This window comes from Nitrososphaerota archaeon, from assembly GCA_011605775.1.
Classification (GTDB): domain Archaea; phylum Thermoproteota; class Nitrososphaeria; order Nitrososphaerales; family JAAOZN01; genus JAAOZN01.
The window spans coordinates 1-12,485 of record JAAOZN010000072.1 but is presented as its reverse complement, the minus strand read 5'-3'; the positions used below and the strand labels follow the sequence as shown (position 1 = coordinate 12,485).

The 12,485-nt window shown below is 48.1% G+C and carries 17 protein-coding genes and 1 tRNA gene; 8 read left to right on the top strand and 10 right to left on the bottom strand.

Annotated elements, in window-relative coordinates; translation table 11 throughout:
* The first annotated feature begins 88 nt into the window (after window positions 1–88).
* From endA to HA494_06415, 4 genes are read left to right on the top strand one after another with little or no spacing between them, the layout of a single operon-like run.
* Complete coding sequence (gene endA / locus HA494_06430) at window positions 89–628, top strand: tRNA-intron lyase (protein NHV97405.1); 540 nt, start codon at window positions 89–91, stop codon at window positions 626–628.
* On the top strand, window positions 625–1,473 hold the full coding sequence (gene ubiA, locus HA494_06425) for a UbiA family prenyltransferase (GenBank protein NHV97404.1): 849 nt from the start codon (window positions 625–627) through the stop codon (window positions 1,471–1,473). Before endA ends, ubiA begins: the two co-directional genes overlap by 4 nt.
* 6 nt (window positions 1,474–1,479) lie before the next feature.
* Window positions 1,480–2,682: an AAA family ATPase gene (locus HA494_06420; GenBank protein NHV97403.1), complete on the top strand. Its 1,203-nt coding sequence runs from the start codon at window positions 1,480–1,482 to the stop codon at window positions 2,680–2,682.
* A gap of 10 nt (window positions 2,683–2,692) precedes the next feature.
* Window positions 2,693–3,046 (top strand): hypothetical protein, encoded by a 354-nt coding sequence (locus tag HA494_06415; protein NHV97402.1) that lies wholly within the window; start codon window positions 2,693–2,695, stop codon window positions 3,044–3,046.
* An 8-nt stretch (window positions 3,047–3,054) separates the two neighbouring features.
* Here HA494_06415 and HA494_06410 read toward each other — a convergent pair whose 3' ends face one another.
* The 7 genes from HA494_06410 to HA494_06380 form a co-directional block, all read right to left on the bottom strand.
* Entirely contained in the window at window positions 3,055–3,471 is a 417-nt protein-coding gene (locus HA494_06410) for an arsenate reductase ArsC (protein NHV97401.1), read from the bottom strand.
* A 34-nt stretch (window positions 3,472–3,505) separates the two neighbouring features.
* Entirely contained in the window at window positions 3,506–4,687 is a 1,182-nt protein-coding gene (pstS, locus tag HA494_06405; GenBank protein ID NHV97400.1) for a phosphate ABC transporter substrate-binding protein PstS, read from the bottom strand.
* 92 nt (window positions 4,688–4,779) lie between these two features.
* Entirely contained in the window at window positions 4,780–5,325 is a 546-nt protein-coding gene (locus HA494_06400; protein NHV97399.1) for a peptidase M4, read from the bottom strand.
* 97 nt (window positions 5,326–5,422) lie between these two features.
* Window positions 5,423–5,815 carry a hypothetical protein gene (locus HA494_06395; protein NHV97398.1) on the bottom strand — a complete coding sequence of 131 codons (393 nt, stop codon included), beginning with the start codon at window positions 5,813–5,815 and terminating at the stop codon, window positions 5,423–5,425.
* Window positions 5,816–5,871: 56 nt separating this feature from the next.
* Window positions 5,872–6,603, bottom strand: coding sequence for a phosphate ABC transporter ATP-binding protein (locus HA494_06390; protein ID NHV97397.1), 732 nt, complete (start codon window positions 6,601–6,603; stop codon window positions 5,872–5,874).
* A gap of 6 nt (window positions 6,604–6,609) precedes the next feature.
* Complete coding sequence (locus tag HA494_06385; protein ID NHV97396.1) at window positions 6,610–7,359, bottom strand: ABC transporter permease subunit; 750 nt, start codon at window positions 7,357–7,359, stop codon at window positions 6,610–6,612.
* A gap of 23 nt (window positions 7,360–7,382) precedes the next feature.
* Entirely contained in the window at window positions 7,383–8,339 is a 957-nt protein-coding gene (locus HA494_06380) for a tungsten ABC transporter substrate-binding protein (protein NHV97395.1), read from the bottom strand.
* A gap of 65 nt (window positions 8,340–8,404) precedes the next feature.
* Here HA494_06380 and HA494_06375 point away from each other — a divergent pair, with 65 nt between their 5' ends.
* Window positions 8,405–9,496 (top strand): LysR family transcriptional regulator, encoded by a 1,092-nt coding sequence (locus HA494_06375; protein ID NHV97394.1) that lies wholly within the window; start codon window positions 8,405–8,407, stop codon window positions 9,494–9,496.
* 17 nt (window positions 9,497–9,513) lie between these two features.
* Here the strand turns inward: HA494_06375 and HA494_06370 are convergent.
* A tRNA-Arg gene (locus HA494_06370) sits at window positions 9,514–9,608 on the bottom strand.
* 53 nt (window positions 9,609–9,661) lie between these two features.
* Here HA494_06370 and HA494_06365 point away from each other — a divergent pair.
* The 3 genes from HA494_06365 (at window position 9,662) to HA494_06355 (ending at window position 11,455) form a co-directional block, all read left to right on the top strand.
* A complete protein-coding gene (locus HA494_06365; GenBank protein NHV97393.1) occupies window positions 9,662–10,897 on the top strand; it encodes a tyrosine-type recombinase/integrase in 1,236 nt (411 codons plus the stop codon).
* Between the two features lie 141 nt (window positions 10,898–11,038).
* On the top strand, window positions 11,039–11,176 hold the full coding sequence (locus HA494_06360) for a hypothetical protein (protein NHV97392.1): 138 nt from the start codon (window positions 11,039–11,041) through the stop codon (window positions 11,174–11,176).
* A 129-nt stretch (window positions 11,177–11,305) separates the two neighbouring features.
* The gene (locus HA494_06355) at window positions 11,306–11,455 is read left to right on the top strand and encodes a hypothetical protein (GenBank protein ID NHV97391.1); all 150 of its coding nucleotides are present in this window, start codon (window positions 11,306–11,308) and stop codon (window positions 11,453–11,455) included.
* 54 nt (window positions 11,456–11,509) lie between these two features.
* Here the strand turns inward: HA494_06355 and HA494_06350 are convergent, their stop codons facing one another.
* Together HA494_06350 and HA494_06345 are read right to left on the bottom strand one after the other, a co-directional pair.
* Entirely contained in the window at window positions 11,510–12,025 is a 516-nt protein-coding gene (locus HA494_06350; protein ID NHV97390.1) for a hypothetical protein, read from the bottom strand.
* A gap of 6 nt (window positions 12,026–12,031) precedes the next feature.
* Window positions 12,032–12,325, bottom strand: a complete 294-nt coding sequence (locus tag HA494_06345) for a hypothetical protein (GenBank protein ID NHV97389.1) — start codon at window positions 12,323–12,325, stop codon at window positions 12,032–12,034.
* Window positions 12,326–12,485: the final 160 nt, after the last annotated feature.

Genomic DNA, 12,485 nt, shown 5'->3' with positions numbered 1-12,485 from the left:
TGTTCGCTACATCTCTTTACAAGTAACCAAAGAGTATTTTAAGCCTATTTGCTTTGAAACTGCTAGGAACGGCTAGGTAGATGTGTGGATGTCTGAAGAGTCTGAGAAAGAGTTTTCTGCTAAGCTAACAGAGAAGGGTGTTGTGGTTGAGGACGCTGATGCGGTAGCGGAGCTCGCCAGTAAAGGGTTTGGTGTTAAGGAGGATGGTTCTCTCCTCTTAAAGGATTTTGAGGCTCTATATTTGATGTATATAAAGAAGCTGGTTGTCTCAAGTGGAGATAGGTGTCTCACGTTTAACGAGATGGTTGATTACGCCTTGAGGAGGGATCCTGATGCTTGGACACGCTTCATAGTGTATCGTGACCTTAGAAGCAGAGGTTATGTTGTAAAGGATGGGTTCGGCTTCGGTGTAGACTTTAGGGTTTATGAGAGAGGTGAGCACTTATCTAAACCCGCTAAATACCTTGTGTTCAGCCTCAACGAAGGTAGCAAGAAGGGGATTAGGGGTTTCTCTAAGGCTGTAGATAAGATCTTGGAGATGGGTAAGGAGCCTGTGATAGCGGTGATAGAGCGAAGAGGCGAGGTAATCTACTATAAGGTTTCGAAGATGAGGTTCAGGAAGCCTTGACCCTAAGCGGATTAATCACGATGATGCGCCCCCTTAACTCTACTATGGTGGGCTTTGCGGTCATAGTTGGGATGGTCGTCTCAGGCTTCTCCAAGATGAGTTATTCGAGTGTGGTGCTGGGCTTCCTAACGGGCTTCTTCATATCAAGCTACTCTATGATTATAAACGATAGATACGATATAGATGTGGATAGGGTCAACAACCCCAGCAGACCTCTTGTTAAAGGGAGTGTATCTATTAGGGAGGCTGAGGTTGCTGCTGTAACTCTTCTCGTTTTAGGGCTCGCTACCTCTACCCTTTTAGGCTGGTTAACCCTCCTCATTGCTGCTTTGTTTGCCTTGATCGCTTGGCTCTATAACTATAGGGTTAAGAGGTATGGTCTGCTTGGAAACATGCTTGTTTCGGCTTCGGTAGCCATACCATATATCTACGGCGCAGTCGCTATAGGGGCGGCAGACGAGCCCTTGATCTACTTCCTCGCCTTAACATCGTTTCTTGCTGGGTTGGGGCGTGAAGTCGTTAAAACAATCTGTGATGTTAAGGGAGACGAGATTAGAGATGTCAAGTCTGTGGCGAGGGTGTGGGGAGCTAAAGTGGCTGCTAAAGTAAGCTCTACCTTCTTTATCCTAGCGATCCTGACCAGCTTACTACCACTCATGCTCAGAATAGTGGGGTTAGTTTATGGTGTATTAGTTTCAGTACCGATCTGTATATTTGTTGCGCTGACGGTAAAGATCTTAAGGGACTCTTCTGCTGATAGCGCTTATCTGGTTAAGCGTGTAGCGCTGCTTGGGATGCTGCTCGGTCTAATCGCTTTTATGGTAGGAGGCTACTTCAGGTGGTGAGCGGATGTGTACGCTGAGCGGTTTAGGCCGAAGAATCCTTCTATGATGGTGGGTAATGAGGAGAGTAGGATAGGTTTCTTAAACTGGCTTAAGAATTGGAAGAAGGGCTCTAAACCCGCGTTACTTGTTGGTCCTCCGGGTACGGGTAAGACTACACTGGTTTATGCTGCTGCCGAAACCCTCGGTTTCGTGGTGCTGGAGTTTAATGCGAGCGATGTGAGGACGAAGGAGCGGCTTTCATCAGCCCTACTCCCATCCACACACAGCGTAAGTGTCTTAGGTGAGCGCCTACTGGTCTTCTTAGATGAGGTTGACGGGCTCTACGCTAGACAGGATTATGGCGGGCTTGAGTTCATTCAAACCTTTATCGAGGAGAGTAACCTACCCGTCGTCTTAGCTGCCAATGTTGAGGATGACGAGAGGATTAGAAAACTCCTACCCAAATGCGAGATCTTCGCCTTTAAAAGAGTCCCACCACGCCTCATCTACCTCTACCTACAGAATCTGGTGAAGAAGGAAGGGCTTAGAATCACCCCAGAGACCCTACGGAGGCTGGTTGAGAAGGCTGGTGGAGATATGAGGGCTGCGCTGAATAGTCTACAAGCAGTTCTGGCTTCGCCCAGCAGCGAGGTGGTAGAGGTTACACGAGATAAGATGGTGAGTCTGCGAGATGCTTTGAACACGCTCTTTAACTCAAACGATAGAGATGAGGCGAGGCGTGCTCTAGAGGCTTGTGACACAGACATCGTAGAGAAGATCCGCACGATCTTCTCCAGCCTAGTTAACAGCAAGCTCGATTCGCAAACCCTTCTCAGGGCTCTAGAGGCTCTATCAGCTGCTGATGAGTTGGCTGCTAGGATCAAGAGGACTCAGGAGTGGAGGCAGCTAAGATACTTCCACTCTATGCTCGCCTACTTGATCTTCGATTCAACACCGAGAGGTGTGGTCCGCTTCAGCCAAGATGTGTACCCGTGGAGCGTTCAGTTGAGGATCTGGAACGATGCGCGTGTGCTGCGCTCGATAGGGCGTAAGCTCGGTAATCTTCTGCACACATCCTCTACAGAAGCCTTGGTTGTGTACCTACCTTACTTGGCGCGGCTGCTGAGCCTTTTGGACAAGGTGGAGGTGCAGCGCATACTTAGGGGCTTTACCTACGATGAGTCTGAGTTGAGGGTCTTAAATAAGGAGATGTCCAGATTCAGCAAATAGGGGGTTTAGATTGGAGATACTGTTAGGCGAACCGTTTCATCTGCCCAGAGTGGGGGAGGATGTCTTCAGAAAGCTGATGCGAGATGTTAGGTTGGAGTATGATAGGCAGAAGCGTGTCTTCAGAACAATACCGCAAACAGACCTATACCAGCTCGCTACACTCCTCTCACAGACGCTCAAGGAGCCTATAGTGTATGCGGTAAAATGCTTCATCTGTGGCTCTAATGCTGGCTGTAGCGCCTGCGAATACTCAAGCATCTGCGACAGGCTACTCGTTTCGCAGAATTGTATATGTAAGGGCTGCTTGAGTAGGGAGGATGCGTACGCATTGTATTGTATGAGGGTTGCAGAGGCATCGATTTAATAGGATTTTTAATGTGTCAACTTCCCGCGTTTTATCTGCTCTAGCAGCTTCAAGACCTTTTTCTCCACTTCGTCCCTGATCTCCCTAACCTTCTCTATCGGCTTCCCTTTAGGGTCTTCGAGCTTCCAATCGACGATGTTTCTAATTAGGTGGGCTGGGCATAATCCTTCTACGCTACACCCCATAGTTATCACTATATCCGCTGCCTCCAACATCTTCAAGTCGAGCGTCTGAGGCTTCTTGCCCGATAGATCGAACCCCTTCTCCTTCATAACCTCAATCACCTCAGGGTGCACCGAAGATGCTGGCATTGTTCCAGCGCTGCAAACCTCGACCTCGTTGCCGCCATATTTTCTAGCGAAGGCTTCAGCCATCTGGCTTCGCCCAGCATTCTCCACACAAACAAACAGTATTTTCTTCTTCAACTCTAGACACCAAAAATCACGGGGGAGGGAGCCTCTACTTTAACAGAGGCTCTCCGTTGTATGTTATCATCTTTATTGTTGCTTCGTTTATGGCGATTACTTCCTGTGGTAGTGGTACGTATTGTAGGGCTGGTGCATACTTTTGCCCCTCATGTGTAGCCCACCATAGGAACTCCAAGAGTGCTTGAGCTTTTTCCTTAGTCATCGTAGGTATGGTCGTGAGTTCTTTATAGACTAGGAGGTAGCTGAAGCTCGCGATAGGGTAGGAGTCTGCGCCTGGAGCGTTCAATAGCTTCACGTGGTACCAGCTTTCGTCTCCTTTTGGTAGGGTTGGTGCTACTGCTGCTGCGGCGGCTGCTGTGGTTTCAAGGGAGGGTTCTATGAACCTCCCCTCTCTATTTTTTAGGTAGGCGTAGCTCATCTTGTTCTGGAGGGCGTAGGCTAACTCAACATAGCCGATTGTGTATTCGGTGCCTCGTATCACAGCCGCTACACCTTCGTTCCCAGCGGCACCCAACCCTGTGGGCCACTGAACAGCCGTGCCTTGTCCAACTCTGGTCTTCCACTCCTCGCTTACGATACTTAAGTATCCTGTGAATACGAAGGTTGTGCCTGAGCCATCTGATCTATGCGCAACAAGGATGTCTTTGTTGGGTAGGTTTAGATCGGGGTTGAGGGTCTGTATGGCTGGGTCGTTCCACTTAGTGATCTTCCCTAGGAATATGTCTGCTACCACTTCGCCCGTTAGCTTTAATCCTTTTGTGAAGCCCGGTAGGTTGTATGCTACAACTACAGAGCCTATCGTGATCGGTATGTGGAGGGTGTTTGGTGCGGCTTCTCTTTGCTTCTCGTTAAGAGGAGCGTCTGAGGCGCCGAAGTCGACAGTCTTCTCGGTGTGCTGCCTTATCCCTCCGCCGCTTCCGATAGATTGGTAACTTATCTGCACCTCTGGTCTGATCTTGTTGTATTCAACCACCATCGTTGATATCAGCGGATAGGGGAACGTAGCCCCAGCACCAGCTATCGAAATCTTCTTTGTTGCTGGGGTGGTGGCTGTTGCGGTGGTTGTTATTGTAGTGGTTGTTGTATGTGGTTGAGTAGTTGTAACTGTAGTTGGCTGAGAAGTTTGTGAAAGCGTAACATAGCCTCCTACTGCAACCACCAGAATAGCGACTATTACACCAGCGACAAGCGTCTTAGAGGAGACCATAGCCATCATCCCAGGGTTCTACCAGCTACTATATATGGAAGTCGCAAGCTAAATATATGATTGCCTAGTTACCTATTTTTGCCATATTGAGCCATATATTATGGTAGCTCAACTTCTGAGATAAAGGGGCCGTGCCACATATGGTACCATACCGCGCCCGAGTAACCGTTTACACTCAGCATACCATAATGCTCACCATTTGAGGTAGTCATCAAGGTGTAGTATCCGTAGTATGCTACAACTTCACTAACCTCAGTGTTTGGATAGGTGGCTTTTAGAAACTCTTTTGCGATCTTAATAGCCTCTGCTTCTGTTACCCTCTGCTCACCACTTAGTCTAGCCATCATCCCGTATTTTGTGTTCCACATCATGCTCTGTGGCTCGGGGTGGATGACGCCACTATACCTGTCTATTATGAGCTCGATTGCGCCTATACCGCTGCTCTTCTCAACTATAGAAAGATAGAAGTTGTTAGAATATTCCTCAAACTCACCTATTGTGAAATCTGGGTTGTTTAGTGATCTTAAGTAAGCTTCAGCGATCTCGACAGCTCTCTCATGTGAGATGGGGCTACCGCCAAGGTAAGAATTCATCATCCCCCGCATCATCGGATGCCAAATCGGTGTTGTATATGGTGCTTGCATAGGAGACAGTGGTATAATGAGGGCTAAGGTAGATGTAAGCGCAACAACGGAAAGCAAGATTATCAAAGTTGTTGATCGCATTCTACAGCAACATCCTTTAGGGGCGCCAAGTTAATCCTAAGAGCCCTCCGATGAACATAAGTAGCGAGCCTATTACGAAGCCGAACATTGTTGGGAATGCGATTATAGAAGCGATCAACACGAAGGTAGCACCCTCTCTAACACGCCCCGGATCTGCTGTGTTCATCCACAGAACCCCTACTGCGCCGAGAACTATGACTATAGCCGAAAGAACCGTTAAAACAGCATACCAAAAGGGTGCAACAGACCACCAGCCCCACATCATCCAAGGCATCATCATACCAGACCATCCCCACGTGGGGTTGCGTGGATAAGCGAAGATAGATGCGAGAAATATCACTCCAACCACTTGAAGGGCTAAGCCGATGAGTGAAAGAGTAAACGCTGCTACAGGTTTTTCTTCAACCATTTTTCTCAGCTCTTAACATGATTTACGTTAAACAAACTATAAAAGTGTTTATGAAACTAATAGACCACCTTCCCGCTGAGATAGAGCGCTGTCCTCTCACTCCTCGGGTTCTCAAAGACCTCTCTAGTTTCCCCGACTTCAACCAACTCCCCCATCCAAAGAAAAGCAACTCTATCAGATAGCCGCTTCGCCTGAAGCAGATTATGTGTAGCGATGACCACCGTAACCCCCTTCTCTAAGTTTACTCTCCTAACGGTTTCCTCGATCTGCAGCACATTTGCCGGATCTAAGTTGGCTGTTGGTTCATCTAAAAGGAGCAACTTTGGCTCTAACACCAGTGCCCTCGCTAAGGAGACGCGCTGAGCCTCACCCGCTGAAAGCGAGGAAGCCTTTCTTTTTGCGAAGCCTCTAAGCCCAACGTAACTTAGCGCATCATCAACCCTCTTCCTAATCTCTTCAGCGGGGTAGCTCCTTATCCTCAAACCTAGAGCGACGTTGTTGAATACGGTGGTGTCGAAGAGGGCTGGATGTTGGAAGACCATACCCATCTCCCTCCTTAAGAGCCTCCTCCGCTTCTCATCAACATCCGTATCAACGCCGTCGAAGAAGATCTTACCCCTATCTGGGTGGAGAAGCAGATTCATCAGTTTGAGTAGTGTAGTCTTACCTGCGCCGCTCGGCCCTATAATCGAAAGTATCTCGCCCCTCCTAACATCCAAGCAGATATTTTTCAATACCTGTCGACCACCAAAGAGTTTATAGACGTTCACCACCTCCAAAAGACTCAACTTACTTCACCATTTGAGCCGAGGTTCTCTGGTGTATATCTGTGCGAATAGGCTTGATCTGCTCCTCATTTGAAGGAGGGTTAGGATGGCGTTGACCAAGAACGCTAGGGTTAAGAGTATTATCCCAAGCGCTATAGCCTCCACAAATTCACCTTGGTTCGTTAAGAGGACTATCGCCGTGGTTAAGGCTCTTGTGTAGCCGAGCAGATTTCCACCCACTATCATGATCGCACCTACCTCGGAGATAGCGGCACCAAAACCAACCACAAGGGCTGTGAGCAGACCTACCCTAGCCTCCCACAGGAGTATCGCCGTTTCCTGTAGCGGATTTGCTCCAAGTGATACCGCTACCTCCCTTAGCTTGGGGTCTATGGTTGAGACCGAAGATATCGTTACACCAGCAGCTATCGGTAGGACCATCGTTAGTTGAGCAAGAATCATGGCTTCGGGTGTGTAGAGTAGCCTTAGGAAACCTAGGGGGCCTGTGCTTGAAAGTAGGATATAGTAGACGAGCCCAACCAGGACAGGCGGCAGCCCCATAAGCGTGTTTATCACGCTTACGACAAGTGTCTTACCCCTAAAGGTTCTGAGCGCGACTAAAGCGCCTAGTGGTATTCCGAGCGCCCCACCCATCAGTGTCGCTAGACCTGAGACCCTTAGGGAAAGTATTGTTATTTGGACTACATCTGGGTCGCCTGAGAATATGAGTTCAACCGCCTTCACCAGCCCGTAGAAGACCTCTTCCCAACCAGCCAAATGGTTGGCACCTCCTTTCTTTTCTACCTCTGCTTTACCCACGGTGGTGGCTCCAGACCGTTCTCAAAAAGCCTCTTGATCCAGTAGCGAACCTCTTCCTCCTCTGACGGTAGCCCGATATCTTCTGCTTTACCGAAGGCTGGGAAGAAGATCTGCTCACCCGCAACCCTATAGCTCTCAATCAGCCTCTGCCCCTCTTTCGACACCATAAATAGGAAGAACTTTTCAGCGAGCTCCGAGTTAATCTTCGGATACTTCACCGGGTTCAGAAGGATTAGCCCATAGGGGTTGAGTAGCATCTTATCGCCCTCGAAAAGTATCTGAAGTCTAAGCGCCTCGCCTAAAGCGCTCTTCAGCTTAACCCAAGTGCCCCGGTCGCTGAGCGTGTAGGCTTGCTTCTCGCTGCTTATGCGTATGGTTGAACTCATTCCTTGTCCAGCCTCCATATACCACCCTCTTTCTCTGGGGTCTAGGCCTGCTGCAGACCAGATCTTCATCTCTAGGGCGTGGGTGCCAGAGTTATCTCCCCTTGAGACAAAGAGCGTCTTACCTGATCCACCAGCTTCCGCTATCCTCTTGAAGGCTTCTACAGCCCCGCCAGCTCCTCTTATGTTGGCTGGATCGTTCGCAGGTCCGATGATCACAAAATCGTTATACATTACTGTGGCGCGGTGGGTACCGTTTCCAGAAGCTAAAAACGCGTCCTCCTTCTCTCTGTCGTGCACGAGGAGTATGTCAGCATCCCCTCTTGATGCTACAGCTATTGCTTGGCCTGTGCCTAGATAGAGCCAAGTCATATCTGCATCAAACCGCTTATCAAAATATGGCTTAAGATAATCTAGAAGACCACTATCTACTGTACTTGTTGTTGTCGCTATAACAAGTCTTGAACGGGTTGTTGAAGTTGGGTTTGTGGTGGAGAAAACTATGGATGCAGTCAAAATAGCCGCTACTACCATTACCCAAATTTTGTTTTGCAACGTTATATCTGTCTGGATATATCGGCTGCAATATACTTATAAGTATATCGTGCCTCAATAAGGTGATGAGCCGCTTTACTCCCCGCTTTGAAGTGTGGCTTGAGGTGGATGGTAAGCGCGTGATAGGTTCTTATGAAGCCAAGATACTGGATGGTATTCAGAAGCTAGGCTCGTTTATGGCTGCGTCGAAGGCTGTTGGTGTATCTTATGCGCACGCTTGGAACCTTGTTGATAATATGAAGAGGGTTCTTGGCGAACCAATTGTGGAGGCTAGAAAAGGCGGTGAATTCGGCGGCGGAGCCCGTCTAACCGGGGCGGGTTTAAACCTCTTAAACGAATACTATGAGTTAGAGAAGAAGGTCAGAGGGAGCGTAGAGGGTGCTCCAGCCGAAGCAGAGCGTAAAGGAGTTATCCGCAGAACCTTAGAGCTACCGGAGTTTACGATCATCGGAAGTGATTGCGTAGGCTTGGAAATTTTGGTTGGGTTGATGAGGAGGGAGAGGAGTTTCACATATGAGATCGTAAGAGTAGGCTCTTCGGGTGGGTTGAGTGCGATAATGCTTGGCGAAGCTGATGTTGCTGGTATACATCTGCTTGATGAAGAAAGTGGGGAATACAACACGCCCTTCCTGCGCAGATATTGGATAGCGGACAGAGCCGCCCTAATAAGAGGCTACCTTAGGGAGATCGGGCTCATAGTAGCCAAAGGTAATCCCAAGAATATCCAAGATATTCAGGATCTGCTGAGGCGAGATGTGAGGATGGTAAACCGAACGCTTGGCTCCGGTACAAGGGCTCTTCAAGACATGCTTCTGAGGAAAGCTGTTGAGAAGAGGGGGCTGAAGTTCAATGAAGTGGTGAAGAGGATAAAGGGGTATTCGGTTGAAGTCCATACGCACGCTGAAGTCGCTAAGGCTGTAGCAGAAGGGAAGGCTGATGCGGGCTTCGGAGTAAAGTATGCCGCTCAAAAATATGGCTTGGACTTCATACCTGTAACGCAAGAACACTTCGACTTCGTTGTAGAGGAAAGGAGGCTCAGAAAGCCCCTACTCAAACTATTCCTAAAGAAGCTCGCATCGAAAGACTTCAAAAAGGAGGCTGAAAAAGTCGGGCTACACACATTAGATAACACAGGCATAATAATCTACAAACCCTAAACAGATGCACATAAGAGTGGCGGGCCCGGCGAGATTTGAACTCGCGACCCCCGGCTGACCTCTCTTCGGCGAATAGAGGGCCGATGCTCTGTCCATGCTGAGCTACGGGCCCGCCGGTGCTCAGCTAAGCTTATTAGGTCGTGGATTGTACCCTATGAGCCGATGATGGCTAAGGTGGTGGACGGTTATATGGATTTAGGTTCAATAATCGAAGTTGTCTCATCGAGTGGGGAGAGGAGGAGTTACGCTGTTAGGAAAGCGTTGCGAGTTTTGGAATCTGTGAGCGGTGTTAAAGCTGACGAAACGTTCGCTGGTATTATAAGCGGGAGGATCGATGTGTACGATCTTTTGCGTAGGTTTGTGCGTTCACTTCAGGAAGAAGGTTTAGCGCCTAAGAGCGTTCGATTTTACCTTTCGCTGCTTCTAAGAATGTTGAGGATGGCTGGAGCGGATGTAAAGTCTGAGCTTATCAGATACAGGGTCCCTCTACCAGTTAACCGAATCGTTAAGATAGATAGGGCTCCGACGGTTGATGAACTTAGAAGGATACTTGCCGTTGTTGGGGCGAGGAATAGGGCTCTGTTCCTTATGCTTGCGTCAACCGGCATGAGGATTGGTGAATGCTTACAGCTGAGGCTTGGAGATCTGCAGCTAGATGACGATCCTCCTTATGTTGATGTTAGAACCGCCAAAAGCGGGGTCCTAAGAAGGGTTTACTTAACAAAAGAGTGTGTCGAGACCTTAAAGGCTTACCTTGGGAGTAGGCTTATGGTTGAGCCTCCAACAGCCTGGCTCTGGCCCAGACGTGGGGACGCTTCAAAACCGCTTCGGAAGACACACGCTCAGCAATATTGGTACGTAGCGCTGAAAAAGGTCGGGCTTGATATGCGAGATAGCAGCGGCTTAGGGTATCAGCTCCACCTACACTCCCTCAGGAAGTTCTATAGGACGCAGCTCGAGAGAGCTGGTGTCTCAAGGACCGTGATAAGCCTTTGGATGGGACAAGTTACAGGTCTTGATGTAAACTACTTCAGACCAACCGAACCTCAACTCGTTGAAGAGTGGCGGAAGGCCGAACCCTACTTAACCCTATCACGGGCGGAGGATATCGAAGAGCTCAAAAAGAGCACGGTACTCGAAGTCCTGAGGAGGTTAGCCGTATCGTTCGGGATAGACCCGATGAAGGTCAGAGTTGAAAAACAGAAAAAGCTTGGAAGAGATCCTACATCTGAAGAGGAAATAGAAGCAATCCAAAACGAGATAAAGAAGCTAAGATCAGTAGACAGCGACCCGAAGAAGATTATTAGCGAAGATGAGCTTGAGCACTACCTTGCTGAAGGATGGGATGTTCAGACGGTGCTGCCATCAGGTAGGATACTCATAAGAAAGACAGCCGCTTAGCATACTCTTCAGCAATCTCTACATCCTGCGTTGGTTTAGGTATACAAAAGCTAAGAGAGGGGTAAGATAGGTTTGCGTATACTAGTACGATCTTTGATGTGAATAAGGTTTATATACCAAGTATACGGAGTATATTATCCGATGTCCACTAAGGGTACAACGACTATTAAACTGAAACAACAAACCAAAAAGATGCTTGAAGAGTTAGGCAAAAAGAACGAGACATACGATGACATAGTCAAAAGGCTGATAGAATATTATCGCAAGGGGGTGAAATAATGAGAGTTCACTACTATTTTAAACTTAAGCATAATATTCAAAACGACTCTGAGTTACAACTTGCTAAGATAGAAGAGAGCGGAAACATATGTTGAGAAGGAGCCTTATCAGGTTACGAAGACGGAGAGTGTGGAGCTTCTCGACGACAAACCTACTGTTCCAGCGGGGAGGGCGATCTATTACCACGTTTACATCGACGTAGCGGGTAAGGAGAGGAATGTTGTTTCAGGGACTGTTGTTGAGACAGCCGGATTCGACATAAACTTCTACGAGCGCTGAGATAAGGTGAAGAGCCACCGTTCTCCCCTCAACCCATTTTTGTATACCTAAACCCTAAGCGGAATCTCCACCTCCACAATAGGTGGAGAGATCTTCTAATATCTCGTGAAGGTTTTCAACTACGAAGCACTTTACCTTATCGCTGATCTCCTGCCTTTCCATAAACTTGTTGAGGTCGTTGATGATTATGTTCCTTGGTACCCTCGCCGCGGTTTTAGATGCCTCTCTCATAACTCCTCTAAGTTCTCTCATAATCTCCATTCTCTGGTGTAATGGAAATCCTCTCGTTTCTTGGGCTATTATAGCGAATGCTTCTTCCTTCGTAACCCTTCTAGGATCCATTCTACTACAGATGTAGTCTAGTATGTGGTGTAGCTCGAGAGCAAATACTGCTTCTTCCCCACCATACATTCTTGCGAAGTTCTTCACGATGTCTCGTATCGCTTTGCTCTTCCCACGGCCTACATCGTGGTGCTTTTGATCATCGATGAATCGGTTTATCCACGATACTACTTCATCGCTTAAGCCCATCTTCCTCGCCCACTTCTCGTGGATATCCCAACTAGGCAAGGTTTTTCACTCGATATCGAGTATGCGGTCTCTTATCTCCCAAGCACGCCTTAGAAGTATGTTAGCGCATTCGTCGGCGATCTCTACCAGCTTCTCAGGAGTGGTCGCCAACCTACTACCTTCGGTTAGAAAAGCGCCTGAGAGGAAACCAACTATAAAAGACCTTACGTCTTCTTTGTCGATAATACCTTGTCCAACCATCTTATGGGCTACCGTTAGCGCTGTCTTCAGTGTGGAATCGGTTAAAACGTCATCAAAGATCTGCTCAAGCATACCACGCTCAGCCGACGATACTGGCATAACAATCGGTTGCGAGATTGAAATATTAATGTTTTCCCCATTAAAGCTGGTTCACCGTCTTCTTTATGGTGGTTAGACTGGTTATTTGATATATTATAGCTGATGACCTTTAGGAAGTTGCGTATGTTTAGAGCGCTATCTCCCAGCCACGCTCCCTAAC